At 43.7% G+C, this 23345-nt stretch carries 19 protein-coding genes and 2 tRNA genes; 13 read left to right on the top strand and 8 right to left on the bottom strand.

Annotated elements, in window-relative coordinates; all coding sequences use genetic code 11:
• The first annotated feature begins 63 nt into the window (after positions 1 to 63).
• From AC3IT7_RS04110 to AC3IT7_RS04090, 5 genes are all read left to right on the top strand, one after another.
• Positions 64 to 1068 (top strand): Tim44 domain-containing protein, encoded by a 1005-nt coding sequence (locus AC3IT7_RS04110; RefSeq protein WP_489249488.1) that lies wholly within the window; start codon positions 64 to 66, stop codon positions 1066 to 1068.
• 226 nt (positions 1069 to 1294) lie between these two features.
• Complete coding sequence (locus AC3IT7_RS04105) at positions 1295 to 1651, top strand: hypothetical protein (protein ID WP_489249487.1); 357 nt, start codon at positions 1295 to 1297, stop codon at positions 1649 to 1651.
• Position 1652: 1 nt separating this feature from the next.
• Complete coding sequence (locus AC3IT7_RS04100) at positions 1653 to 3374, top strand: PepSY-associated TM helix domain-containing protein (protein ID WP_489249486.1); 1722 nt, start codon at positions 1653 to 1655, stop codon at positions 3372 to 3374.
• A complete protein-coding gene (locus AC3IT7_RS04095; RefSeq protein WP_489249485.1) occupies positions 3371 to 3709 on the top strand; it encodes a DUF3325 domain-containing protein in 339 nt (112 codons plus the stop codon). Before AC3IT7_RS04100 ends, AC3IT7_RS04095 begins: the two co-directional genes overlap by 4 nt.
• 98 nt (positions 3710 to 3807) lie before the next feature.
• Positions 3808 to 4326 carry a tetratricopeptide repeat protein gene (locus tag AC3IT7_RS04090; RefSeq protein ID WP_443612603.1) on the top strand — a complete coding sequence of 173 codons (519 nt, stop codon included), beginning with the start codon at positions 3808 to 3810 and terminating at the stop codon, positions 4324 to 4326.
• 36 nt (positions 4327 to 4362) lie between these two features.
• Here the strand turns inward: AC3IT7_RS04090 and AC3IT7_RS04085 are convergent, their stop codons facing one another.
• Positions 4363 to 4941 (bottom strand): hypothetical protein, encoded by a 579-nt coding sequence (locus AC3IT7_RS04085; protein WP_489249484.1) that lies wholly within the window; start codon positions 4939 to 4941, stop codon positions 4363 to 4365.
• A 229-nt stretch (positions 4942 to 5170) separates the two neighbouring features.
• Here AC3IT7_RS04085 and ahcY point away from each other — a divergent pair, with 229 nt between their 5' ends.
• From ahcY to AC3IT7_RS04055, 6 genes are all read left to right on the top strand, one after another.
• Positions 5171 to 6553, top strand: a complete 1383-nt coding sequence (gene ahcY / locus AC3IT7_RS04080) for an adenosylhomocysteinase (RefSeq protein WP_489249483.1) — start codon at positions 5171 to 5173, stop codon at positions 6551 to 6553.
• Positions 6554 to 6746: 193 nt separating this feature from the next.
• Positions 6747 to 7583: a methylenetetrahydrofolate reductase [NAD(P)H] gene (gene metF / locus AC3IT7_RS04075; protein ID WP_489249482.1), complete on the top strand. Its 837-nt coding sequence runs from the start codon at positions 6747 to 6749 to the stop codon at positions 7581 to 7583.
• Positions 7584 to 7622: 39 nt separating this feature from the next.
• Positions 7623 to 8333: a 16S rRNA (uracil(1498)-N(3))-methyltransferase gene (locus tag AC3IT7_RS04070; RefSeq protein WP_489249481.1), complete on the top strand. Its 711-nt coding sequence runs from the start codon at positions 7623 to 7625 to the stop codon at positions 8331 to 8333.
• A gap of 177 nt (positions 8334 to 8510) precedes the next feature.
• Complete coding sequence (locus AC3IT7_RS04065) at positions 8511 to 11387, top strand: putative bifunctional diguanylate cyclase/phosphodiesterase (protein WP_489249480.1); 2877 nt, start codon at positions 8511 to 8513, stop codon at positions 11385 to 11387.
• 139 nt (positions 11388 to 11526) lie between these two features.
• The gene (locus AC3IT7_RS04060; protein WP_475654731.1) at positions 11527 to 13806 is read left to right on the top strand and encodes an NADP-dependent malic enzyme; all 2280 of its coding nucleotides are present in this window, start codon (positions 11527 to 11529) and stop codon (positions 13804 to 13806) included.
• 94 nt (positions 13807 to 13900) lie between these two features.
• On the top strand, positions 13901 to 15136 hold the full coding sequence (locus AC3IT7_RS04055; protein WP_489249479.1) for a multifunctional CCA addition/repair protein: 1236 nt from the start codon (positions 13901 to 13903) through the stop codon (positions 15134 to 15136).
• A gap of 102 nt (positions 15137 to 15238) precedes the next feature.
• Here the strand turns inward: AC3IT7_RS04055 and epmA are convergent, their stop codons facing one another.
• From epmA to greB, 5 genes are all read right to left on the bottom strand, one after another.
• Positions 15239 to 16213 carry an EF-P lysine aminoacylase EpmA gene (epmA, locus tag AC3IT7_RS04050; RefSeq protein ID WP_489249478.1) on the bottom strand — a complete coding sequence of 325 codons (975 nt, stop codon included), beginning with the start codon at positions 16211 to 16213 and terminating at the stop codon, positions 15239 to 15241.
• Positions 16210 to 17277 (bottom strand): 4-phosphoerythronate dehydrogenase, encoded by a 1068-nt coding sequence (locus tag AC3IT7_RS04045; protein WP_475654728.1) that lies wholly within the window; start codon positions 17275 to 17277, stop codon positions 16210 to 16212. Before AC3IT7_RS04045 ends, epmA begins: the two co-directional genes overlap by 4 nt.
• Positions 17278 to 17447: 170 nt before the next feature.
• Positions 17448 to 17538 (bottom strand) — tRNA-Ser (locus AC3IT7_RS04040).
• A 551-nt stretch (positions 17539 to 18089) separates the two neighbouring features.
• Positions 18090 to 18180: transfer RNA gene (locus AC3IT7_RS04035), tRNA-Ser, on the bottom strand.
• A gap of 88 nt (positions 18181 to 18268) precedes the next feature.
• The gene (gene greB, locus AC3IT7_RS04030) at positions 18269 to 18763 is read right to left on the bottom strand and encodes a transcription elongation factor GreB (RefSeq protein WP_489249477.1); all 495 of its coding nucleotides are present in this window, start codon (positions 18761 to 18763) and stop codon (positions 18269 to 18271) included.
• A 362-nt stretch (positions 18764 to 19125) separates the two neighbouring features.
• Here greB and AC3IT7_RS04025 point away from each other — a divergent pair, with 362 nt between their 5' ends.
• Positions 19126 to 20241, top strand: a complete 1116-nt coding sequence (locus AC3IT7_RS04025; protein WP_489249476.1) for an MltF family protein — start codon at positions 19126 to 19128, stop codon at positions 20239 to 20241.
• Between the two features lie 99 nt (positions 20242 to 20340).
• Here the strand turns inward: AC3IT7_RS04025 and AC3IT7_RS04020 are convergent, their stop codons facing one another.
• Together AC3IT7_RS04020 and ttcA are read right to left on the bottom strand one after the other, a co-directional pair.
• Positions 20341 to 20727 carry an SCP2 sterol-binding domain-containing protein gene (locus tag AC3IT7_RS04020; protein ID WP_004280536.1) on the bottom strand — a complete coding sequence of 129 codons (387 nt, stop codon included), beginning with the start codon at positions 20725 to 20727 and terminating at the stop codon, positions 20341 to 20343.
• Between the two features lie 207 nt (positions 20728 to 20934).
• Positions 20935 to 21861, bottom strand: a complete 927-nt coding sequence (gene ttcA, locus AC3IT7_RS04015; RefSeq protein ID WP_489249475.1) for a tRNA 2-thiocytidine(32) synthetase TtcA — start codon at positions 21859 to 21861, stop codon at positions 20935 to 20937.
• 500 nt (positions 21862 to 22361) lie between these two features.
• On the opposite strand from ttcA, the gene AC3IT7_RS04010 reads away from it, so the two are divergent.
• A complete protein-coding gene (locus AC3IT7_RS04010) occupies positions 22362 to 23231 on the top strand; it encodes a lytic transglycosylase domain-containing protein (RefSeq protein ID WP_489249474.1) in 870 nt (289 codons plus the stop codon).
• Positions 23232 to 23345: the final 114 nt, after the last annotated feature.

Raw genomic sequence — 23345 nt, 5'->3', positions numbered from 1 at the left:
ATTCCACACAAAGCCTATATAAATAGACTGTACAAACAGGTTTTATTCTCATAGGAAAAATGAATGGAAGTTCGACAGCGCGGTTTGATCACAGGTATCTTGACAGCAGTATTATTGGTTGCGCCTTTTGCTGCTGAAGCAAAACGTGCCGGTGGCGGTAAAAGTCACGGTATGCAACGTTCTGCACAGCCTACTCAATCTTATCAACAACCTCGTCAAGCTGCGCCTGCCCAACAAGCGCCAGCTGCCGGTGCTGCAACCCAGCAAAAATCTGGCCCGGGTGTAGGTGGTATGGTTGCTGCGGGTGTAGCGGGTGCCGCGATTGGTGCCGTAGCTGCCAATGCATTGGCAGATGATCAAAGTGTAGCAGCGTCTGAAGCTCAGGCTGCTCAAGCAGAAGAGGAACAAGGTGGAATTCCGGGCTGGATCTGGATTCTTCTTGCTGCTGCTGTTGCCTTCTTCATTTTCCGTAAGATGGGCGCAAAAAAAAAAGTAGCGTCTAATCCATTTGCGCCAAATAGCGGTGCTGGCAATACAGCACCTTTTGGTCAGGCACCGGCTGCACCTCGCGGTGGTGACAGCACCAATATCTTTGGCCAGAACGTTGGCGGTCAAACACCAAGCAATAATGCGCCGTTTGGTTCTGCTCCGGTAAATAACGCGCCTTTTGGTACGGCTTATACCCAAAGTGGCAGCCAGTTACCCGATGGTACTGAACCGGCAGCCTTCTTGCGTGTCGCACGCCAGCGTTTTAACCATATTCAGTCAATGAATACGGCAAGCAATATTTCGGAAATTCAGCGTTACCTGACGCCTGATCTGTATCAATCGATGTATAACGACATCATGAACAATCAGGATCAGGATGTTGCCGAGTTTTCAAATCTGAATGCCATGGTGGTAGATTCATCTACAGACAATGGTCAGTATATTGTCAGCGTACGTTTCACCGGTACGGTCAGCGAAGATTTGAACAGCTTGCCACAGCCATTTGCGGAAATCTGGCACTTTACTAAACCAGCAGGTTCAAATCAGGACTGGGTGGTTGCAGGTATTCAGCAAGACTAATTCTTGATCGATTATTTTTAAACAGCGGCTTTCGAGCCGCTGTTTTTATTTTTAAAGCTTCTATATTTTATTCAACACTTCTCGTACTGCCCTCCTCGTTTAAAGTCAAAAAATAGTTCTTTTTATTTTTCATATAAATACTTTTATATTTCGTATTTAAAATATAAACAATAATTGTTATCATTCGCATCAAAATCACTTAACAAGTTTAAAGACAGAATTTTCGATGATGAATAATCTGAATATGCATGCGATAGCTACTGAAACAATGACTGCAACCTATCCATCGAGCAAAAACAAAGTTAAAGCAAATCTGCTGGCTTATCGGGGGATGATTTTATATCGCTTTATGCTGGCGGGTATCGGCGGTTATATCCTTGCTTCGCTGGCCGCGATCGTGATTGCCCAGTTATTTATGGATGCTGGAAGCAGTGCCGCCATGTCGGCCACCCTGATTGGTTTTAGCTTGAATACTGCGGCCTTTATCTGGGTCTTTATGGTGAACAAGACTCTCATGGCAACGCTCGGGATCGTGATTCCCAGTGTTTTGCTCTATATCGCCTATAAGTTCTTAGGAAATTAAAATGAGAGTAGATGCAAAACAGGAAGGGCCACGCCAGTCAATGTCCTGGTTACATACCTGGGCCAGCCTGATTTTAGGCTGGCTTTTATATGCAATTTTCCTGACTGGAACCTTAAGTTTTTTCCAGAATGAAATCAGCATCTGGATGAAACCAGAGTTGCATCAGTCAATCCCACAAAAAACCCAGATTGAACAAACCCGTGTCGCATTGGCTTATCTGCAACAGCATCATCCGGATGCAGGCAGCTGGGCAATCCAGCTTCCTAACTCGCGCCAAAATACCACAACACTCAATATTCGCGGTGCCGGCGAAGATCCGCGTGCACGTCGTGGCGGTACTCGCGTAACCATTGACAGTGCAACGGGGGAAGTTTTGCAAGCTCGTGAAACCCGCGGCGGTTCATTCTTATACCGCTTCCATTTTGAACTGTACGGCCTGCCCCGGATCTGGGCGCGCTGGATTGTCGGTATTGCAACCCTGCTGATGTTGGTAGCGATTATCAGTGGCGTGATTACCCATAAGAAAATCTTCAAGGACTTTTTCACCTTTCGTCCAGGTAAAGGTCAGCGCTCCTGGCTGGATGCTCATAATGCCACTGCAGTATTTGCCCTGCCCTTTCACATCATGATCACATTCAGTGGATTGTTATTATTGCTCTTCACATTAATGCCTTGGGGCGTGAACCAGATTTATGAGAATCGTGGAGCATTTCTGCAAGATCAGCGTAAGAGCCTGATTCAGGAGAATAGTATTCAGACTGAATCCCGTGACGGCGAACAGCGCCAACCGCGGGGCGAAGAACGAAATCGTGCTGAGCGCAGCGCAATGTCTGCACGCAGTGAAGGTCGCCGCTCTCATGATGCAATGCCAGCTGCACCTCCTGCACCGTTAACCGATCTGGCTCCGATATTGGCAATAGCCGAGAAAGAATGGAAAAATAACCCGGTGGGCACGATAACTGTTATCCAGCCAAATACCGCCAAAGCCGAAATTGAACTTCGTGCCTCAAATGGGGTTAGCCTAGCCTATCGTAATGTTTATCCGAGTCTGGCGTTCAATGGTGTGACAGGTGAATTAAAGCCGGATCAAACCGCATTGAAAACGCCTTCGGTTGCAAACGGTATTTATAATGTATTTACCACATTGCATGAAGCACGTGGCGTGGACTTGGTGCTACGCTGGTTACTGTTTATGTCAGGTGTAGTCGGTACACTGATGATTGCGACTGGTCTAATTCTATGGTGTGTCAAACGTGCACCGCAACAACAAAAGCAAGGTTATAAATCCTTTGGTTATCGTCTTGTAGAAGTCACCAATATCGCTGCCATTATTGGTTTACCGATTGCCTGTGCCGCCTATTTTTATGCCAACCGTTTTATTCCGGCAGATATGGACATGCGACTGAACTTGGAGATTCGTAGCTTTTTTATTGTGTGGTTGCTGACCTTAGTTTACGCCATGATTCGTAGCAATCGACAAGCCTGGCTAGAGCTACTCGTGCTTGCAACTGCGGCATTCGCATTGTTGCCAATCATTAATTTCCTGACTGGGGGTCAGGCGATCTGGAATACCGTCCTGAATGCTCAATGGATGATTGCTTCTTTTGATCTGGCGATGTGGGTGCTTGCAATCCTGTTCTGGTTTGCATTCAAGAAAGTGAAAAATCATAAAGGTTTGCCACCAAAAAAACCCAAAGCAATGCTCAAGGAGGATCAGGCATGATGTTCTTCTTATTGATTTGGGCTTTGACGTCTTTCGGTTTGTTTGCACTTGCCGCGTCCATGGCCAAACATCAAAAACAGATCTTTGCTCAAGAATTAGATACGTCCAAAACCAGACTGGCCAGCATTCTTGGCTGGGTAATATTGATTCTGGCACTCATGCTGTGCCTGTTCGCTGGAACGATCAGCAACATGATCAGTTATTGGCTCGGCAGTTTGACTTTTGCGGCCTTGGTCGTAGCTTTAAGCCTGAGTTATCTGGAAAGTGAAATTAAAATGATTGTATCAATCTGTGCGGTGATTGCCGTCATTTCAGGCATCATTTGTTTAATCTAAAGTTCTAATTTATATATCCTCATTTGAAAAGCTGATCTTCGGATTGGCTTTTTTAGTTTAAAGCATTAGTCTACGCATAATATTTTTGAGATGTTGATATGACCCAGCGTGTTTCTCCCTCTGCTGCCCTGACCAATCTTGCCTTAGCAGGCAATGCTAAAGCGCAATTTGAATTGGCTGAACTGTATATGCAAAGCGAGCATGATGATGACATCATTCTGGCTGAAGAATGGGCATTGAAAGCTGCCAACGGCGGGCTGGTTGATGCAATGTACTGGTTAGGTGAAGGTTATACCGTTTATGCCAAAGAACTGGCAGAAGAAGATCCTGAAGAGTCTAAAGCTCACTTTGAGTTAGCCTATTACTGGTTAAGTAAGGCCAATATCGAGAAGCACCCTGCTGCGACTTTAGAGCTGGCAGGTTTTTACCGTCGCGGTGATGTGATTGAAAAGGACGTCGAAAAATCGATTGCTTTGGTTAAACAGGCTGCGGAATGGGGCGAAGTTCAAGCGATGCGTGATCTTGCATTTATTTATGCCAATGGTTTAGGCGTAGATGGCAATGAAGAACAGGCTGAGTTCTGGACTCAAAAAGCAGATGCTGCTGAAGCTAAATAAGTAAAAAAAGCCCGTCAGATGATGGGCTTTTTATTCTCATATATGATTCACAATAAATTCTATTTCCCTTATCAAATGATCTAAAAGCTCATTCAATACAATTAAATCGTTAAACCTCATAACACTATAATTACTATGAGCTATCTTTTCTTTTGATTTTAATAAAGCTTTCGTTCTCTCTGCTTCTGCATATTTATAATCCTCTCTCTGCGCATTAGCACGTATTTTTTTTAATTCACTAATGTCATGAGACAAGAAAACGATGTACTTATCTTTTATTAGAGTAGGAATTGAATGAGCAATTAAATTTCTAACAAATAAGTTCTGCTCAACTTTCCCCAATAAGTAAATTATTTCACCATTCAAATGCTTATGTAACTCTTTCAGATTTATAAGCTGTGATAAAGGTAAGGTTCTCACTTCATCCTTATATGTAGGTATTTCTACATATGTTACGAGTCTCTTGAGATGGACCTCCAACCTATTAAAATTTATAAGTAAATCTATGATCAATAATTTACACCCAGTTTTCATCTCATGGTGCCCAAGGAAATCCATTGGTTTATCTTGAATCAGCACATCGATAGATTCTGTAATTTCTTCTAAGTCATCCATTGTTCTTCCTTAGTATATTTTTAAGTCAATGTATTTGTATCGGATTTTATATAACTTGGCTATCACTTTAAATCCAAGTACAATACTGCGCTAGTCGAGGGATGCTGCGACGTTTTACAGGTACTAAATGTAAAATCGCTAGGCTCGACCATCGGTCAGACATTCGTTCTGATCAACAACGGCATCCGCGAACAGAACGATCCAATCTATTTTTTCCTAGGAGATCCTGATGAACGCGGTTACTGCTTCATTTACAGATTACAAAGTTGCTGATATTTCACTTGCTGATTACGGCCGTAAAGAAATCAAACTTGCAGAAGCTGAAATGCCAGCCCTGATGGGTCTGCGTAAGCGTTATGCTGCAGCTAAACCACTTGCTGGTGCTAAAATCTTGGGTTGTATCCATATGACAATCCAAACTGCTGTTTTAATTGAAACTTTAGTTGAATTAGGCGCAGAAGTTCGCTGGACATCTTGTAACATCTTCTCTACTCAAGATCACGCTGCTGCTGCAATCGCTGCTGCGGGTATTCCTGTATTTGCTTGGAAAGGCGAAACTGAAGAAGAATACATGTGGTGTCTAGAACAACAAATCAATGTTAATGGCACACCTTGGGATGCCAACATGATTCTGGACGATGGTGGTGATTTAACACTTCTTGTTCATGAAAAATACCCAGAAGTGATTGCAAAAATCCACGGTGTAACTGAAGAAACCACAACAGGTGTTCAACGTCTTTACGAAATGCTTCGTGATGGCACGTTGAAAGTTCCAGCAATCAACGTAAACGATTCTGTTACTAAATCTAAAAACGACAACAAATACGGTTGCCGTCACTCACTCAACGATGCAATCAAACGTGGTACAGATATGCTTTTATCTGGCCGTCGTGCGCTTGTGATCGGTTATGGTGACGTGGGTAAAGGTTCTGCTCAATCACTTCGTCAAGAAGGCATGATTGTACGTGTTACTGAAGTCGATCCAATCTGTGCGATGCAAGCATGTATGGATGGTTATGAAGTTGTATCTCCATACAAAAATGGCGTGCAAACAGGTAAGAAAGAAGATGTAAATCTTGATCTTCTTCAAAATACTGACCTCATCGTAACAACAACTGGTAACTACCACGTTTGTGATGCAGCAATGCTTGATTCACTAAAAGCTGGCGCTGTGGTATGTAACATCGGTCACTTTGATACTGAAATCGACACCAACTACTTACGTGGTTACAAGTGGGTTGAAGTGAAGCCACAAGTACACCAAGTATACCGTTCAGAAAATGAAAACGATTACCTCATCCTTTTATCTGAAGGTCGTTTGGTGAATCTTGGTAATGCGACTGGTCACCCGTCACGTATCATGGATGGTTCATTTGCCAACCAGGTATTGGGTCAAATGCACTTGTTCGCTGAAAAATTTGCTGATCTTCCTGAAGCTGAAAAAGCTGCGAAAATCCGTGTAGAACTTATTCCTAAGAAATTAGACGAAGAAGTTGCTGCTGCGATGGTTGCAGGTTTCGGTGGTGTCTTGACTCAATTGACTCAAGAACAAGCAGATTACTTAGGCGTTGCTGTTGAAGGTCCGTTTAAAGCTGAAGCTTATAAATACTAATTAGCCCTCACCCCATCCCTCTCCCATAGGGAGAGGGTGAAACTCTCAAGTCATTTACATCTCAGATTTTATTTATGACATGTAAATAATTTGATTCAAAACCCCTGTGCTATTCAGTAATGAATACTCCTCTCCCTTTGGGAGAGGTCAGGGAGAGGGTGAATAAAAAGTACTTATAAAAAAGGATTTCAACATGTCTAAGCAAATTCCAATTTCATTTGAATTCTTCCCGACCAAAACTGATGTAGGTGCGGAAAAACTCAAAGTTGTGCATCAAGAGTTACAACTCTTAAATCCAGAATTCTTTTCTGTAACCTATGGTGCTGGTGGTTCAACCCGTGAACGCACCCTGTCTACCATCAATGACTTCAATGGCAAAGGCGCACCTGTTGCCCCTCACCTGTCATGTATTGGCGATGACAAAGCACGTATTGCTGAACTCTTAGATTTGTACAAATCTCAAGGGATTGATCGTATTGTTGCGCTGCGTGGTGACTTGCCTTCAGGTCAGGTCGGTCTAGGTGAATTGCCTTATGCTGCCGATCTGGTTCGCTTTATCCGTGAGTATTCAGGCGATCATTTCAAGATTGAAGTTGCAGCCTATCCGGAAATGCATCCTCAAGCAGAAAGCTTCGATAAAGATATCCAGCACTTTGTTGAGAAAGTTCAGGCTGGCGCCAATGCCGCTCTCACCCAGTTTTTCTTCAATCCAGATGCTTACTTTTATTTTGTAGATCGCATCCAGAAAGCAGGAATCGATATTCCTGTGGCACCGGGTATCATGCCTATCACCAACGCCAGCAACCTGATTCGTTTTGCTGATGGTACTGGTGCTGAGATTCCACGCTGGATTCGCAAGCAACTGGCTACCTATGGTGATGATACTGCCAGCATCAAAGCCTTTGGCCATGAAGTCGTGGTGAAATTCTGTGAGCGCCTGCTTGCCGGTGGCGCACCAAGCTTGCACTTCTACACCATGAACACCACTGACCCTACCCGTCAGCTGGTCAATGATCTTGGTTTAGCTTAAGTCCTTTATTTCACCGATTTTTTTTGAGTAGAACTGTCAATGCCACGTTTTTATATAGATGCTGATTTAACTGTTGATGTCAGCCTTGAGCTTACGGAAACCGTATTTCATCATTGGGTAAAGGTTTTACGCGCACAAGTCGGTGAAAGTGCCACCCTGTTCAATGGACAGGGCGGTGAATATGACGTGACCCTCACTGAAGTGGCTAAAAAGTCAGCCACAGTCTCGGTGAATGCATTCAATCCCGCCAATCGCACTCCCAAGTTTAAGACTTTACTGGGGCAAGTGATGAGTAAAAGCGACCGCATGGATTATGCGATTCAAAAAGCCGTAGAACTGGGTGTTTCCGAAATTCAGCTACTGACGTCTGACCGTTGTGAAATGCGTTTGAAGTATGATCGTGACCAGAAAAAACTGGATCACTGGCAAGGAATTGCTATTGCCGCTTGTGAACAATGCGGGCTGAATATTATACCCAAGATTTTAGCACCAGTATCACTTGAAAAATGGCTGGAAACCGAGCTGCCGAAGACCAAACTGGTTTTAGCACCCAATAAAGATGAAACAGATGTACTGGCGCATGCAAGCCTGGATCTTGCGCTGCTAATTGGTCCCGAAGGTGGTTTGAGTGAGGCTGAAATTACTGCGGCAAATGCAAAAGGTTTTCTAAACTGGTGTATTGGTGAGCGCGTACTGCGTACCGAAACAGCCCCCGTGGTTGCCCTTTCAATTTTGAACTATGCCCTCTAGTTCATCAGATCAGTAAAAATTTGTCTTTAATTTTGTTGATTTTTATTTACAAGAGATCTAATCTGGACCAGAGAATAATAAGTATTTATTAATTGATTTCACACATTTCCTGGGGCTTTATAACAACAATGCACAAGGGACACCCCCGTTTAGGATGAATACAAGGCATTGAATTACATGGTTGATCATCAAGAGGACTACATCCAGCAGCATTTACATCATGCTCAGATTGCGAACACGCTTCGTCATAGTCGCTATTTTTTAATCAGTATAATGGTGATCTGCCTTTATATTTTCTGTATTTATCATCTTTACTATAGCCCCTCGAATACTTATTTTAATACCTGGTTTATTTTGACTGAACTTCTGGTCAGCATGTGCTGGCTGGTGAGTACCCTTTATTTCCAGCCTGAACAATATGACCTGAAAAGTGCACATCGCTGGTTACAGATGCAGAGTCTTGCAGTAGGAAGCTGTATCGCGGCCGGTATCTATACGATTTATTACTATTTACCACAGGCCAATCCGGCATTTGAAGATATTGAAGCGCTGACCTTGTCGGCCCTGCTGCTGATTGTAACTCAAGCCTTTGGCCTGACCTACCTGACCCAGAAACTGAGCTATTTTTGTCTGGTCTTTTTGCCGTCCTTATTCCCTTTTTTATTGTCGCAGCTTTATCATGTCGGTCATTCCAATCCCTTTTTCAGTCTGGCCTTAAACTTTGCACTCATAGTGATCCTGCTGTGTGCCAACAGTAGTTATCGCATTCATCGCCGGACATCGCGCCTGTATGCAGAAAATAATCTGTTGGTTCAAAATGCCGAACAGCAAGTACTCTGGAGCGATGAACTGTGTCAGCAACTGCAAACTGAAGTCAATAAATCCAAGGATATCGAATTACAGTTACAGCTCAACAATCAACTGCTGGAACAGAAAGTCCGGGAACGTACTTATGATATTGAACAGATTAATCATCATTTAAAAAATCAGCAACAAAATCTGCAACTTGCCCATGAAATTGCCGGCATTCGGCCATGGGACTGGAATATCCAGGATCGTACAATTACCCTGACCAATCATAAAGATGAAAAAATTCTGCGTGATTCTAAAGACCATCATCTGCAATTAGAGTATCTGATTCATCCGGATGACCTGAACTATTTTAAAAGCAACATGAAGCAGCATCTACGTGGCCGGATTGAACGTTATGATGTCACCTACCGGATCCAGCTCAGTGATGGCAGCTGGAGCTGGGTGCATGATATTGGCCGTGTGATTCAGCGTGATCCCAAAAATAATAAGCCGTTACGTATGGTGGGCATTCGTCGGGATATTCAGCAGGAACGCATTTCTCAGGAACGTTTGAAACTGGTCGCCAGTGTGCTGGAGCAGGCAGCAGAAGGGATTTTCATCCTCAACTCCGAGCTACGTTATATTGATGTCAATCCGCACTATGAATACCTGAGCGGCTATGATCGAGAGCAGATTATCGGTAAGTTTTTATTTGATATTGCCGCGCAAAATAAGGCCGAACAACGCACCAGCCATGCCAGCATTATCAAACAGTTGCAAAAGATTGGCTCCTACGATGGAGAAGTGCAGGCAAAGTTTCTGTCCGGCAAGCAATCCACTTTATGGCTGCATATCAATGCTGTCACCGATGATGAAGGCCGGATTACCCATTATGTCGGAATTGTCTCAGATCTGACCGAACGTAAATTACAGGAACAGCGCCTGTCTTATCTGGAAAATTATGACACCCTGACCGATTTGCCGAACCGCTTTTATTATAACTATCAGCTGCATCAGTATCTGGTCTCGCAAAAAGACTCTATCCAGCAGATGGCAGTGATCCGGCTGAACATCGATCGCTTCCGGCCGTTAAATGAATATCTGTCCAATAATGGCGGTGATGAACTTTTACGTCAGGTGGCGCAGCGCCTACGTATGACCAATGCAGAAGCCCTGTTTGTAGCACACCTGAATGGGGATGATTTTGCAATTATCTACGAGATTTCACACATTCGCCCTTCGGTGCAGCATCACTGTGAACGCATTGCCCAGGCCTTTAGCGCGCCATTTAATATTTATGGTCAGGATTATGTAATTACTCTTTCTATGGGAGTGGCATTTTATCCGGATCATGGCCGACAACTCGATTATTTAAATAACTGCGCCGAACAGGCGCTGAATGAAGCCAAAAATCTGGGTGGCAATAACATTCATTTTTATTCCAGTCAGAATGAGGGTTTACAGGAACAGGGAATTTTCCTGGAACGGGATCTGCGTAAAGCCATTCAGAACAATGAACTGATTGTCTATTATCAGCCAAAAATCAATTTCAGCGATCAGAGCATTTATGGCTTTGAAGCATTGATTCGCTGGAATCATCCAGAAAAAGGCATTATTCCACCCGGCCTGTTTATTCCTTTAGCCGAACAGACCAGCCTGATTTCAGACATTGGCCGTCTGGTGATACAGCAAACTGCCAAACAGATTCGCCAATGGAATGATCTCGGTTTTAATCATATTTGTGTATCAGTCAACATCGTGGCGCAACAATTGCGGCGCGGCCAATTACTTGACGATCTGGATCAGGCCATTGCCGATAACCAGATTTCAGGTGCCAGTCTGGAACTGGAAATTACCGAATCGTCTTTAATTGAAAATTCAGAAACCGTCAAAAACCTGCTGAACGAAATTAAACAGCGACAGATTCATATCGCCCTGGATGATTTTGGGACAGGCTACTCATCTTTGTCCTATCTTGCTGATTTTCCGATTGATACCTTAAAAATTGACCGTAGTTTCGTTTCCAAGATTGGAGAGAACAAGCAGGAAGCCATAGTCAGTGCCATGGTGGCGATGGGTAAAGCCATGGGGATGACCGTGGTGGCAGAAGGTATCGAGACCATCGAACAGTTAGAATATCTGCGTGATTTAGACTGTGATATCGCTCAAGGATATCTTTTCTCCAAACCGCTGCCCGAACAGGAAGCGACCACTTATTTGAAGCAAAATATGATTAAGGACTCTTATATCTATCAAGTCTAAGTTTATACATGCTTCCGCAAGATTGTTGGAAAAACGGCCGCCATTGGCTGTGCGAACAGGCTAACAAATGGTATATTCAGGGACATAAATAAATTTTTTACCCGCTGACCGGGTAATCTTTACAACGATCGAGAGACTGATGGACGAACAATCTTTAAAGCAACAGGCCCTTTACTATCACGAATTTCCTACCCCGGGAAAAATCAGCGTTACACCAAGCAAACAATTGGTCAACCAACGTGACTTAGCCCTTGCTTACTCGCCTGGCGTAGCTGCACCATGTCTTGAGATTGAACGCGATCCTTCAACTGCTGCACTGTATACTGCACGTGGCAACCTGGTCGCTGTAGTGACCAACGGTACTGCGGTGTTGGGCCTGGGTAATATTGGTCCTCTGGCTTCTAAACCCGTCATGGAAGGTAAAGGCGTATTATTCAAAAAATTCGCTGGCGTAGATGTCTTTGACATTGAAATTGCTGAAAATGACCCGGACAAAATTGTTGATATTATCGCATCATTAGAACCGACTTTTGGCGGGATCAACCTTGAAGATATCAAGGCGCCAGAATGTTTCTATATTGAGCAAAAATTGCGTGAACGCATGAACATTCCAGTGTTCCATGATGATCAGCACGGTACTTCGATTATTGTCGGTTCTGCTTTACTTAACGCACTGCAAATCAACGGCAAAAAAATTGAAGACATCAAGATTGTCGCTTCAGGCGCGGGTGCTGCAGCCTTATCTTGTTTAAATCTGCTTTGTGCCCTTGGCGCGAAAAAAGAGAACATCATCGTTGCCGATTCACGTGGTCTGCTGACGACGCACCGTGAGGGTCTGGATGAGTCGAAGAAAGCTTATGTACAGGACATTGAAGCCACTCAGCTTGGTGATGTGATTGCTGGTGCAGACATGTTCCTCGGCCTTTCTGCTGCGGGCATACTGACCAAAGAAATGGTGAAGGTGATGGCAAAAGATCCTATCATCTTTGCCTTGGCGAACCCGGATCCAGAAATTCTGCCAGAACATGCACACGAAGTTCGTGATGATGTCATCATGGCAACTGGTCGTTCTGACTATCCAAACCAGGTCAATAACGCACTTTGTTTCCCGTACATCTTCCGTGGTGCGCTGGACGTTGGTGCAATCACCATTAACGAAGAAATGAAAATTGCCTGTGTTCATGCGATTGCACGTATGGCACATGTTGAAGCGGATGCTGCAACCTATGGCGAAAAATCTGCATCATTTGGCCGTGAATACCTGATTCCAGGCCCACTGGATCAGCGCCTGATTCTGGAAATTGCACCTGCAGTAGCACAAGCCGCCATGGATTCTGGTGTAGCAACACGTCCAATCAAGGATTTCTCGCACTATCGTCAACGTTTGTCTGAGTTTGTATATAACTCGGCATTCGTCATGAAGCCGATCTTTGAACAGGCGAAATCGAATCCTAAACGTATTGCCTATGCGGAAGGTGAAGATCTACGTGTACTTCGTGCAGTACAAATTGCGGTTGATGACGGTTTAGCGATTCCTATTCTGGTCGGTCGTCCTGCCGTGATTGAAGCCAACATCAAAAAACTGGGCTTACGTCTTGAAGATGGTGTGAATATCACGATTGTCGATCAGGAAAAGAACCCGAACTATGAAATGTTCGCGGATGATTACTACAATATCATGCAGCGCAAGGGTGTTACGCCTGAATATGCACAGCGTGAAACACGTCGCCGCTCTACCCTGATCGCGGCAATGCTGGTGAAACATGGCATGGCAGACGGCATGCTGTGTGGTACCTATTCAAGCTACGACATCCACTTGGACTTCGTCAGCAACATTATTGGCAAGAAAGATGGTCATAACACTTTCTTTACCCTGAATGCGCTGATGCTTGAAGATCGTAACCTGTTCATCGCAGATACCTATGTCAACACCAATCCAACCGCTGAACAGCTGGCGGAAATGACCATTCTGGCGGCCGAAGAAGTGCGCCGTTTTGGTATGACTCCACGTATTGCTCTGTTGTCTCACTCAAGCTTCGGTTCAGACCAGCATGATGCCAGCGCGCAAAAAATGCGTAAGGTCTATGACATTCTGTCTGAAATCGCGCCTGAGCTGGAAGTTGAAGGTGAAATGCACGGTGATGCAGCGCTGGATGAAAACATCCGTCAGTTTGCATTCCCGAATTCACGCTTCAAAGGTTCTGCTAACCTGCTGATCATGCCGAATCTGGATGCTGCCAATATCTCGTTTAACCTGTTAAAGGCAACTTCAGGCAACAACGTGACCATTGGTCCAATTCTTCTGGGTGCTGCGAAACCGGTACACATCTTGACGCCGACTGCGACCACGCGCCGTGTAATCAATATGACTGCCCTGACTGTTGCAGAAATCCAGCAAGCAGAACAAGATGCACTTTAAGCCAATGACAAGATAACGACGCATCAGCCTCGTTTCTTAACTTGAGAAAACCTCTATTCTGTAGCATGATGCTTGTAAGAATAGAGGTTTTTTCATGCAAGTTTATTTAGTAGGCGGTGCAGTTCGGGATCATTTGCTCGGACACCCCTATCACGAAAAAGATTATGTGGTCGTAGGTGCAACTCCTGCGCAAATGCTTGACTTAGGCTATCAGCCCGTAGGCAAAGATTTCCCTGTTTTTCTACATCCACAAACAAAAGAAGAATACGCACTGGCGCGTACTGAGCGTAAATCCGGCACCGGTTATCATGGTTTTGACTTTCATACCGATATTAGTGTGACACTGGAGCAGGATCTGATCCGTCGTGACCTGACCATTAATGCCATGGCCATGGATGATGCAGGCCAGATTTATGATCCTTATGGTGGTCAGCAAGATCTGGAAAACCGCATTTTACGTCATGTTTCCGATGCCTTTGTCGAAGATCCATTACGGGTACTGCGCATTGCGCGTTTTGCGGCCCGCTATACCGGTGCAGGTTTTGTGATTGCTGATGAAACCTTAGCATTGATGCAACAACTGACTGCATCCGGTGAATTGAATGCATTAACCCCGGAACGGGTCTGGAAGGAAACTTCGCGTGCATTGGCCGAACGTCATGCTGATGTGTATTTTGAAGTACTACGTCGTTGTGGTGCCTTAAAGGTTTTATTTCCTGAAATTGATGCCTTATATGGTATTCCACAACGTCCTGAATATCATCCAGAAATTGACTGTGGCATTCATACCATGATGTCCTTGCAGCAGGCGTGTCGACAAAACTATAGTCTGGATGTGCGTTTTGCAGTTTTAGTGCATGATTTGGGTAAAGCTTTGACTCCGGTTGAAGAATTACCACGACACATCATGCATGAAGAACGGGGTGTCAAGCCGGTCAATGAACTGTGCGACCGTTTAAAAGTGCCCACCTATACCAAGCAATTGGCTTTGGCAGTGTGCAAAGAACACCTGAAATGCCATCAGGCATTTAATCTGAAACCGGGAACCTTATGGCGTTTATTACAGCGTCTGGACGTATTACGTCGGCCGGAACGGGTCGAAGCCTTTATACAGGCTTGTGAATGTGATTCACGTGGCCGTCTGGGTCTGGAAGATCGTGCCTATCCACAAGCACAATATATGCTTGACGCCATGCAGACTGTACGTGCCATCAAGACACAGGACTTGCCTGCCGATATTCAGGGCCCGGATATTGGCGAAATGCTGATTGAACGACGGATACAGGCACTGGCTGAACTGAAAGCCCAGCAAATTGTAGCCATCGAATAAAGATAAAGCACCCGAGGGTGCTTTTTTATTAGCTCAGTCATCTGATATAAAAACTTGCCCACCTGCTTTCTCAAAAGAACTTAGCAAGCATTTAAATCTTTCTTAAGAAATATCTGCGGGAAAAGTCACGACCTGCTCCAGTTTCATCTGCTGGGTCGCAATCATAAGCAAGCGGTCAACTCCCAAAGCAATTCCGGAACATTCCGGCATATTCGGTAAAGCTGCCAGTAAATATTCATCGATCGGCATTACATGCAGCCCAAGTCTGGCGCGTTCTGAATTATCTGCCTCGAAGCGTGAGCGCAATACTTCGGCATCAATCAGTTCATCATAGGCATTGGCGAGTTCCAGCCCTTCGATATACAGCTCAAAACGTGCAGCGATCAGTTCACCATCTTCATCAATGCGGGTTTTCGCAAGTGAGGCCATTTCTGGCGGAAAATCGGTCAGGAACACTGCAGTATCAAAACCCAGACTTGGTTCAACCATATGGGAAAATAACAGATCGATATAGCCAAGTCGATCATCACCCAAATCCAGACTCAAACCTACCCGGCGGCAGCAGTCTTTCAGTTCCTGCAAAGTTGCTTGCAATGGATTAAGATCCAGACGATCCATAAAAGCATGTTTATAACTGAGAATGGTCGGACGAATTTCCCCAAAACGCGCTTTAAGCGTCACATTCAGCAGATCCGACACCTCAAACATCAAATCTTTTAAACCAAAGCCCGGACGATACCATTCCAGCATGCTGAATTCACTATTGTGTTTTCGCCCGTGTTCATCATCACGGAAAACTTTACAGATTTGATAAATAGGCCCACTACCACTGGCCAGTAAGCGCTTCATGGCAAATTCGGGTGAAGTCTGCAAATAATGGGTATGCAACTTGCCCAGCACATGACGCTGCGCCTGTACCGAGGCCAGATGTACATCAGTCACACCGGCTTGAGATAAAATCGGGGTTTCAACTTCCAGTACTTCCCGCTCCGCAAAAAACTGACGGATTTGTGTATATAAAGTGGCACGCGCACGCATGGCATTCAGATCACAAGTCGGCTGATAAGTGATACTCATGCTTTGGGTCCACCATGTGCAGCCCATTCACGACGCAGCGGATAGGTTTTACGTAAATGATCGAAGGCTTGCTGATCGACTTTACCGTCTTTAAGACAGCCTCGCAGATTCTGGTCATCACGGGCAATATCATAGATTTGTGCCAAATGCTGCTGCAATGCTATTTTAAAATCCTGATCTTGGAAAAACTGCTCACAGACCGGCAACTGGGATTCAAACTGTTTACTGGCAGTAAAACCAAATGTTTGACAAAAGGCATCATAGATCATCTGGGTTCCACGTGCCTTGCCTTCCAGACTATAACCGGCAATATGCGGCGTCACTAACGTCAGTAAATCCAGAAGTTCTGCCGAAATCACCGGCTCATGTTCAAAAACATCCAGAATCACGCTTCGTTGTGTTGCTTTAATATCCTGAATCAGTGCGGCCTCTTCAATCACTGGCCCACGGGCAGAATTAATCAATATTGCATCAGGCTTCATTTGAGCCAATACAGCCGCATTAAATAGATGATAGGTCGGATGTAAGCCGGTTTTGGTTAAAGGTACATGAATGCTGATTGCATCGGCCTGCTGAAGCAGTTCCGACAATTCGACCTGATCAATCTGCTGTTGCTGTACAAAAGGATCGCAACCGATCACACGCCAACCCAGTAGTTTTGCCATATAAGCCAGACGGGTTCCAACATTACCCAAACCAACTATACCTAATGTAAATGTCGCATTGGCCTGTAACAGTTCAGGACGTACATGCAGTAAAGCGCTAATCACATATTCAGCTACTGCTTGTGCATTACAGCCCGCTGCATTGCTCCATTGGATCCCCTGCTGTTCCAGTGCAGCAATATCCAGATGATCGGTACCAATCGTAGCACTGCCAACAAACTTGATCGAACTATTCTGTAGCAGTGCTTCATTCACTTGAGTGACAGAGCGAACCAATAATGCATCTGCATCCCGAACATCCTCTGCACTTAAAGTACGCCCTGGATGATGACGAATGTCTGCAAACTCGGAAAAGAAATAATCGGTAAATGCCAGATTTTCATCTGCGACAATTTTCATAATGAGATCCATATGATGCTTGGGCATATGATAACGCGTTGAGGTCTCTGACTCTATATTTAGCCGATTCGTGCATTTTTCAAGTTTTCAAATAAACCGGCAATGCAAGCCTTCAAGAAATTAGCCCTGAAATAAAAAACCCCAATCTTTCGACTGGGGTTTTTAGAATTTGGCGGAAGCGGTGAGATTCGAACTCACGGAGGGGTATAAGCCCTCGTCGGTTTTCAAGACCGGTGCATTAAACCGCTCTGCCACGCTTCCTTGGCCGCCATCATATAAATAAATCAGATTTTTGGCAATAAAATTTAGTAAAACTTTTCGCAAAAGCTGTTTATTCAGTTAAAAATCAGCCGAAATAAACACTGAAATGCATATTTTATTCAAAGAATTGAATATTCCAATCATCCTGAGCTAAATTGCACCTGATATAGAAATAACACTCTTAATCATGATGATAGGGACAATCAATAGAATGATTTTATAAATCATTTTTTATCATTACTACACAGCACATCGCTTTTCCTTGCAGGAAATTTACTGAGCATGCTTATCAGAGAGAGCTTGTGATCACCCCTCTTATTTCCTTGCAAAGCAGTGTTTTTCATCCTAGAGCGAAATGAAAATTTAATGTCTATTTAAAGATGAATAGAACGAGTATTTTTTTGATTTATAAAAGAGAACTAACGCTCAAAAAATCCAATACCAGATTTGACAAAATACCGAAACAACAACATTTATCTTAACTTGAGCAGTTGTTGGGAAAAATATCAAGATATAAAAAAACCCAGTCAGATGACTGGGTTTTTCGAATTTGGCGGAAGCGGTGAGATTCGAACTCACGGAGGGGTATAAGCCCTCGTCGGTTTTCAAGACCGGTGCATTAAACCGCTCTGCCACGCTTCCTTGGCCGACATGATATAAACAAAAATCACGCTTGGCAAATATTTTTATGCTTTCGCTGCATCAACTGCACAAAATAAAGTCAATTCTATTAATTTGCTGAATTTTCTGGCTTTTCATAAAGAATTGAATTGATGAACCAGAGTTTCTTTCCAGACGGCGTCAGCACTTCGGCCTCATCATCCACCTGCTTGCCCAATAAGGCCCGTGCCATTGGGGAGCTGATCGAAATATGCTGCGGATGATGATCATAAATTTCATCTACCCCGACGATACGTAAAGTTTTCTGCTCGCCTGCTTCATTTTCAATCTCGACCCAAGCACCAAAATAGACCTTGCCTTCCTGCTCTGGAGAAAAATCAATGATTTTCAGCTCTTCGAGGCGTTTACCCAGGTACCGTACCCGACGGTCAATTTTACGTAGAATCTGCTTGTTATATTGGTAATCTGCGTTCTCCGAACGATCGCCGAGACTCGCTGCCCAGTTCACTTTTCTGGTAATTTCCGGACGCTCTTCATGCCAGAGATTCTTAAGTTCTGCCACCAATTTATCGTGGCCAGCACGGGTGATTAAGTTGGATTTCATATGTCTTGCTGATCATATTTTCAGTGTTTTAACTTACAAACAGCTTATTTTATTTAACCTTTTAACACAATGCCAAATTTATAAAAAAATTCATATTAAATTTCAATAATTTAAAATTAATTTTAGAAATAATTTATGTACAAAATTTGACAATCTTTTTTCAGGACATTAATATGCCTGCAACTTCCGGAAATGCTTAATTTTTAATCTATGTAGTTTTTCTACATAATTATCTGTAAATCTCTTGTCATTTTGAATGACGTCATGACTGCCCAACCCTTATTGAATTTATCAAACTGTTAAAATTTCTGGCTGTGTTGGCTGTGATTTTTAGGGCATAAATTACTTGTAGCGGAGACAACATGCACAGTAGTTCATCCACTGGATCGAGGCCTTGCCTACGATCTGTAATTTCTTCTCTCCCTTTGAAAGCACTTGTACTGAGCACTGCATTTATTCCTTTTCACAGTATCAATGCAAGCAAGACCACACTTCAGTTTGATCATGTGGTCAATAGTAATAAGCTGACCGTCGTTGCGGTCGAAAATCCGACCACCGTATTTCAGGATGGGCAACATTTACATGGCTTTGGTTATGACCTGGTACGTAACTATGCCAATAATCTGAATGTGAAACTGGATTTTAAAATCGTTCCTGATAACAATACCGCACTACAATGGGTTGCTCAGGGCAAAGCCAATCTGGCCATGACCACCACCGATATACGTACCATTGAAAATAAGCGTCTGACCTCATTTTCAGCCACTTGTGGCGATGAGTCGATTCTGGCGAATAATGGCCTGAATACCGATTTAAATCTGGTGTTTAAATCTGCTACAGATCCTTTGAGCCAGACAGCCAGTGCTTTTGTCTGTCAAGGCAAACAAAGTGGCGCCATCAAGCAGCTGGCTTCATTTTATAACCAGAATGTGGTGAAAGAGGAATCGTGGACGACCATTCAACGTGATTTGAGTAACCGTTTACCGATTTATGAGGCGAGCTTTAAACAGACAGCGCAGCAGTATGATCTGGACTGGCATCTGTTGGCCGCAATTGGCTATCAGGAGTCTTATCTGAAACCGAATTCAGTTTCTCCGACCGGTGTTCGCGGCCTGATGATGCTGACCAACAGCACCGCCAAAGCCATGGGTGTTAATAACCGGACTGACCCGACCCAGAGCATTCAGGGCGGTGCCAAGTATTATGATCAAATGCTGGATCGCTACGATCATATTCCTTATCCAGACCGGAACTGGTTTGCACTGGTGGCTTATAATATGGGCCCGGGTGCAGTCAATCAGCTGCAAAAACGTATTGAGGCGCAAGGCAAGAATTCGAACAACTGGGTAAACCTCTATGCCTATCTGGAACAGAACAAAGCCAATAACGGTCGCTACCGTCAGGCATTGCAATATGTAACCCGGATTCGTGCTTATCTGGAACATATCAAAACCACACCACAACTGGTGAATATCTAGCGTCTGATCAGACGGGTTCTATACTATCCGCCTATAAAAAAAGCTTACCTTCTGGTAAGCTTTTTTTTTTGTGCTTATTTCAGCTGAGGTTCAGCAGAATCAGGCCGTGGTGTTTTCAAGCACTTTTTTGAATAGATCTTTTTGTTCCTGACTCGGTTTGGCAGTCTGAAGTGCCATCAATTGAGACATATCGCCCTGTACTTTGATTTTGCCAGTCATAAACGCCTGCATCGCTGCAGCCATATCAAACTCCAGGAAAACTTTACGTAAAGTTTCGCCGTCCATATTCAAAGTGGTTTTGGCATTTGAAGACAAACCTTTCTTAATTGCTCCACCATCTAAAGATAGCTCAGTATTACCTGTAGTGTCCGCTACAACCAAATTAATCGCCAGGTTCGCCAAAGCTGGTGGCAAATTCAAATCGCCAGCTTGCGCAGTAAGAGTTTCTACAGTTGAAAACCAATCATCAGTTAAAAAAGCAGGCATGATCTTTCCTCAAATTATTTGTTCATTTGTGTCGACTATCCAGACGACATCATGTTGAAGCTATTAGGCTCGTGCTTTGTTATATCATGATCATTAGCGCAAAGGCTAACGAATTTTGTACGCGCCGTTCAATTTTTGTAGTTCTATTTTTATCTGTTTTTCATAGTGCCAGACATCAACCCGAAGGCTGATGTCTGCATGCTGAAATTATTCTGCAGCAAAGCCCAGATTGACCATGTTGATGCGGCGGTTCTCGCCTTCCACGGCTTCTTCAGTCGAACAGCTGTCTTTGAAATCAAATTCACGCTGGCTATCCAGCACTTCAAAGTCAAATAATTCACGATCGACCAGCTGAGATGGTGAAACATTCTGTAATGCGCCAAAAATGCTGTGCAGACGTTTTGGATGTGCCTTATCCCAATCACGTAACATGTCATTAATAATCGCACGTTGCAGATTTGCCTGAGAGCCGCATAAATTACATGGAATAATTGGAAATTGACGCATTTCCGCATATTTGATGATGTCTTTTTCTTCCACATATGCCAGTGGACGAATCAGAATATTCTTTTTGTCAGAAGACAACAGTTTCGGTGGCATTGCCTTTAAGCTGCCGCCATGGAACAGGTTCAGGAAGAAGGTCGCCAGGATATCATCACGATGATGGCCTAAAGCAACTTTGGTCGCCCCAATTTCCTGGGCAAAACCATATAAAGAACCACGACGCAGACGTGAGCAGACGGCACAGTAGGTCTTGCCTTCAGGAGTCAACTTTTTGGTGATGCTGTAGGTGTCTTTTTCCAGAATGTAATACGGAATGTTATTTTCTTCTAAATAACGCGGTAATACATCTTCCGGGAAGCCGGGCTGCTTCTGATCCAGATTGACAGCCACCACATCGAAGTTGATCGGTGCAATACGCTTGAACTGCAACATGATATCTAACAGGGTGTAACTGTCTTTACCACCTGAAATACACACCATGACCTTATCGCCTTCTTCAATCATCTTGAAGTCACGAATAGCATGTCCGACCTGGCGGCGAAGCTTCTTCAACAAACGGTAGTAGGCTGAGCTTGTTGGCAGTTCAGGTTTGAAATTAAATCCTTGTTCGGACTCAACTGGCGAGTACATAGACGAGATTAACCCATAAATAAAAATACCGCGCAATTTTAGCCGATTCGGACCGCTATCGCATCAAAAGAATTTATTTTCATGCAAATGTCACATTGCTTTCATTTTCATGTTTTATTTAGATTGATATATTGAACGATTCAGTTCAAATAATAAGCAAGATGCTTATCTTTTGGACTTTTCCACAGTTGTCCACAAAAGCTGTGGATAACTTTGTGGATTGAAACGCACTTGACAACTTCTCCGGCTCAAAAGATAAGGCTTTTCTTCAGATTGATCATTTTTTAACCAATTTAATTTTATATAAAAATCAACTAGTTAAACCTGTCAACCCTAAGGTTTTAAATTAAATCAAATTTTTTTTCCGATCTCTAAAATATAAAAAATGACTTGCATTTACAAACTCGTTTATAAATGCAGCGCACAAGTCTTTTCATTCCGTAATTTTTTGTTAAACTCATCATTGAATTTTTCTCGATTGTGTTTACTTAATATAAACAATGAAAATAAATGTGCATGTTTTGGGGTGTCACGGGATCAGTGCTTTGCTATTGGCGAGCGCTTGCCACTTTGCCTATGCCGGTCAAACCATTTATCAGTTACGTGATAGCAACGGCAGTACCTTATTAACCAACAAGAAAAGTCGTTATAATCACCTTCAGGTTGAAAAGAAAACCTATTATCCTGACAGTAATATGCATAGTTATAGCAATTGGGGTTCGAGTGAAGCTTCAGTCTTGCCAAGCTATAGCAAAAATAAAAATGCCTATGATTCGATTATTCGTCAGGCAGCACAAACTTATGGTGTTTCTGAGGGCTTGATTAAAGCCGTCATGCATACTGAATCCGGTTTCAATGTACAGGCACGCTCTCCGGTTGGTGCACAAGGCCTGATGCAACTGATGCCGGCAACAGCACGCCGCTTTAATGTCAGCAACGCTTATGACCCGCAGCAGAATATTATGGCAGGTGCCAAATATCTGGCCTGGTTATTGAAACGCTTTAATGGCAATACCACCTTGGCACTGGCAGGTTATAATGCCGGTGAAGGCAATGTGGCGAAATATAAGGGTGTGCCGCCTTTTCGTGAAACTCAGGATTATGTGCGCCGGGTCAGCAGCCGTTATCAAAACCTGTATGCGCAAGGTCTAGGCAATACTGGCACTTCTACAAGCTCTTCCGATACAGGTCGTATCATTGCCAGTTCAGCCAATTATTCAACGGAAACCACGACTGCATCGAATGTTCAGGCTGCAAAATATCAGCGTCAGATCATTGCACAGGCAGATGGCAGCTTTACCGATGCCCCGATGGGATCTTATGCCACGGCTAATGCCACAGCATCTGCAAAAATATATTTAAGTGAATAATTTCGAAACAGCTTTGTTTTTAAAGACCTATCTTTCAGTTTGAGCAAAAAACAGTCTGAGTTTTTTGTAGCCAATTGCTATTTTTTTCTTGAAATCTTGTTGATTTCACCTCAT

This window comes from Acinetobacter sp. KH_038, from assembly GCF_057839405.1.
This window is presented reverse-complemented; position numbering and strand designations above follow the sequence as displayed.

Excerpts from the sequence above, each read along its gene's own strand:
- AC3IT7_RS04010 (WP_489249474.1), top strand. The coding sequence starts at position 22,362 with ATGAAAATAAATGTGCATGTTTTGGGGTGTCACGGGATCAGTGCTTTG.
- ahcY (WP_489249483.1), top strand. The coding sequence starts at position 5,171 with ATGAACGCGGTTACTGCTTCATTTACAGATTACAAAGTTGCTGATATT.
- AC3IT7_RS04025 (WP_489249476.1), top strand. The coding sequence starts at position 19,126 with ATGCACAGTAGTTCATCCACTGGATCGAGGCCTTGCCTACGATCTGTA.
- AC3IT7_RS04090 (WP_443612603.1), top strand. The coding sequence starts at position 3,808 with ATGACCCAGCGTGTTTCTCCCTCTGCTGCCCTGACCAATCTTGCCTTA.
- AC3IT7_RS04045 (WP_475654728.1), bottom strand. The coding sequence starts at position 17,277 with ATGAAAATTGTCGCAGATGAAAATCTGGCATTTACCGATTATTTCTTT.
- epmA (WP_489249478.1), bottom strand. The coding sequence starts at position 16,213 with ATGAGTATCACTTATCAGCCGACTTGTGATCTGAATGCCATGCGTGCG.
- AC3IT7_RS04085 (WP_489249484.1), bottom strand. The coding sequence starts at position 4,941 with ATGGATGACTTAGAAGAAATTACAGAATCTATCGATGTGCTGATTCAA.
- metF (WP_489249482.1), top strand. The coding sequence starts at position 6,747 with ATGTCTAAGCAAATTCCAATTTCATTTGAATTCTTCCCGACCAAAACT.
- AC3IT7_RS04060 (WP_475654731.1), top strand. The coding sequence starts at position 11,527 with ATGGACGAACAATCTTTAAAGCAACAGGCCCTTTACTATCACGAATTT.
- AC3IT7_RS04105 (WP_489249487.1), top strand. The coding sequence starts at position 1,295 with ATGATGAATAATCTGAATATGCATGCGATAGCTACTGAAACAATGACT.
- greB (WP_489249477.1), bottom strand. The coding sequence starts at position 18,763 with ATGAAATCCAACTTAATCACCCGTGCTGGCCACGATAAATTGGTGGCA.
- ttcA (WP_489249475.1), bottom strand. The coding sequence starts at position 21,861 with ATGTACTCGCCAGTTGAGTCCGAACAAGGATTTAATTTCAAACCTGAA.
- AC3IT7_RS04065 (WP_489249480.1), top strand. The coding sequence starts at position 8,511 with ATGGTTGATCATCAAGAGGACTACATCCAGCAGCATTTACATCATGCT.
- AC3IT7_RS04100 (WP_489249486.1), top strand. The coding sequence starts at position 1,653 with ATGAGAGTAGATGCAAAACAGGAAGGGCCACGCCAGTCAATGTCCTGG.
- AC3IT7_RS04070 (WP_489249481.1), top strand. The coding sequence starts at position 7,623 with ATGCCACGTTTTTATATAGATGCTGATTTAACTGTTGATGTCAGCCTT.
- AC3IT7_RS04095 (WP_489249485.1), top strand. The coding sequence starts at position 3,371 with ATGATGTTCTTCTTATTGATTTGGGCTTTGACGTCTTTCGGTTTGTTT.
- AC3IT7_RS04020 (WP_004280536.1), bottom strand. The coding sequence starts at position 20,727 with ATGCCTGCTTTTTTAACTGATGATTGGTTTTCAACTGTAGAAACTCTT.
- AC3IT7_RS04110 (WP_489249488.1), top strand. The coding sequence starts at position 64 with ATGGAAGTTCGACAGCGCGGTTTGATCACAGGTATCTTGACAGCAGTA.
- AC3IT7_RS04055 (WP_489249479.1), top strand. The coding sequence starts at position 13,901 with ATGCAAGTTTATTTAGTAGGCGGTGCAGTTCGGGATCATTTGCTCGGA.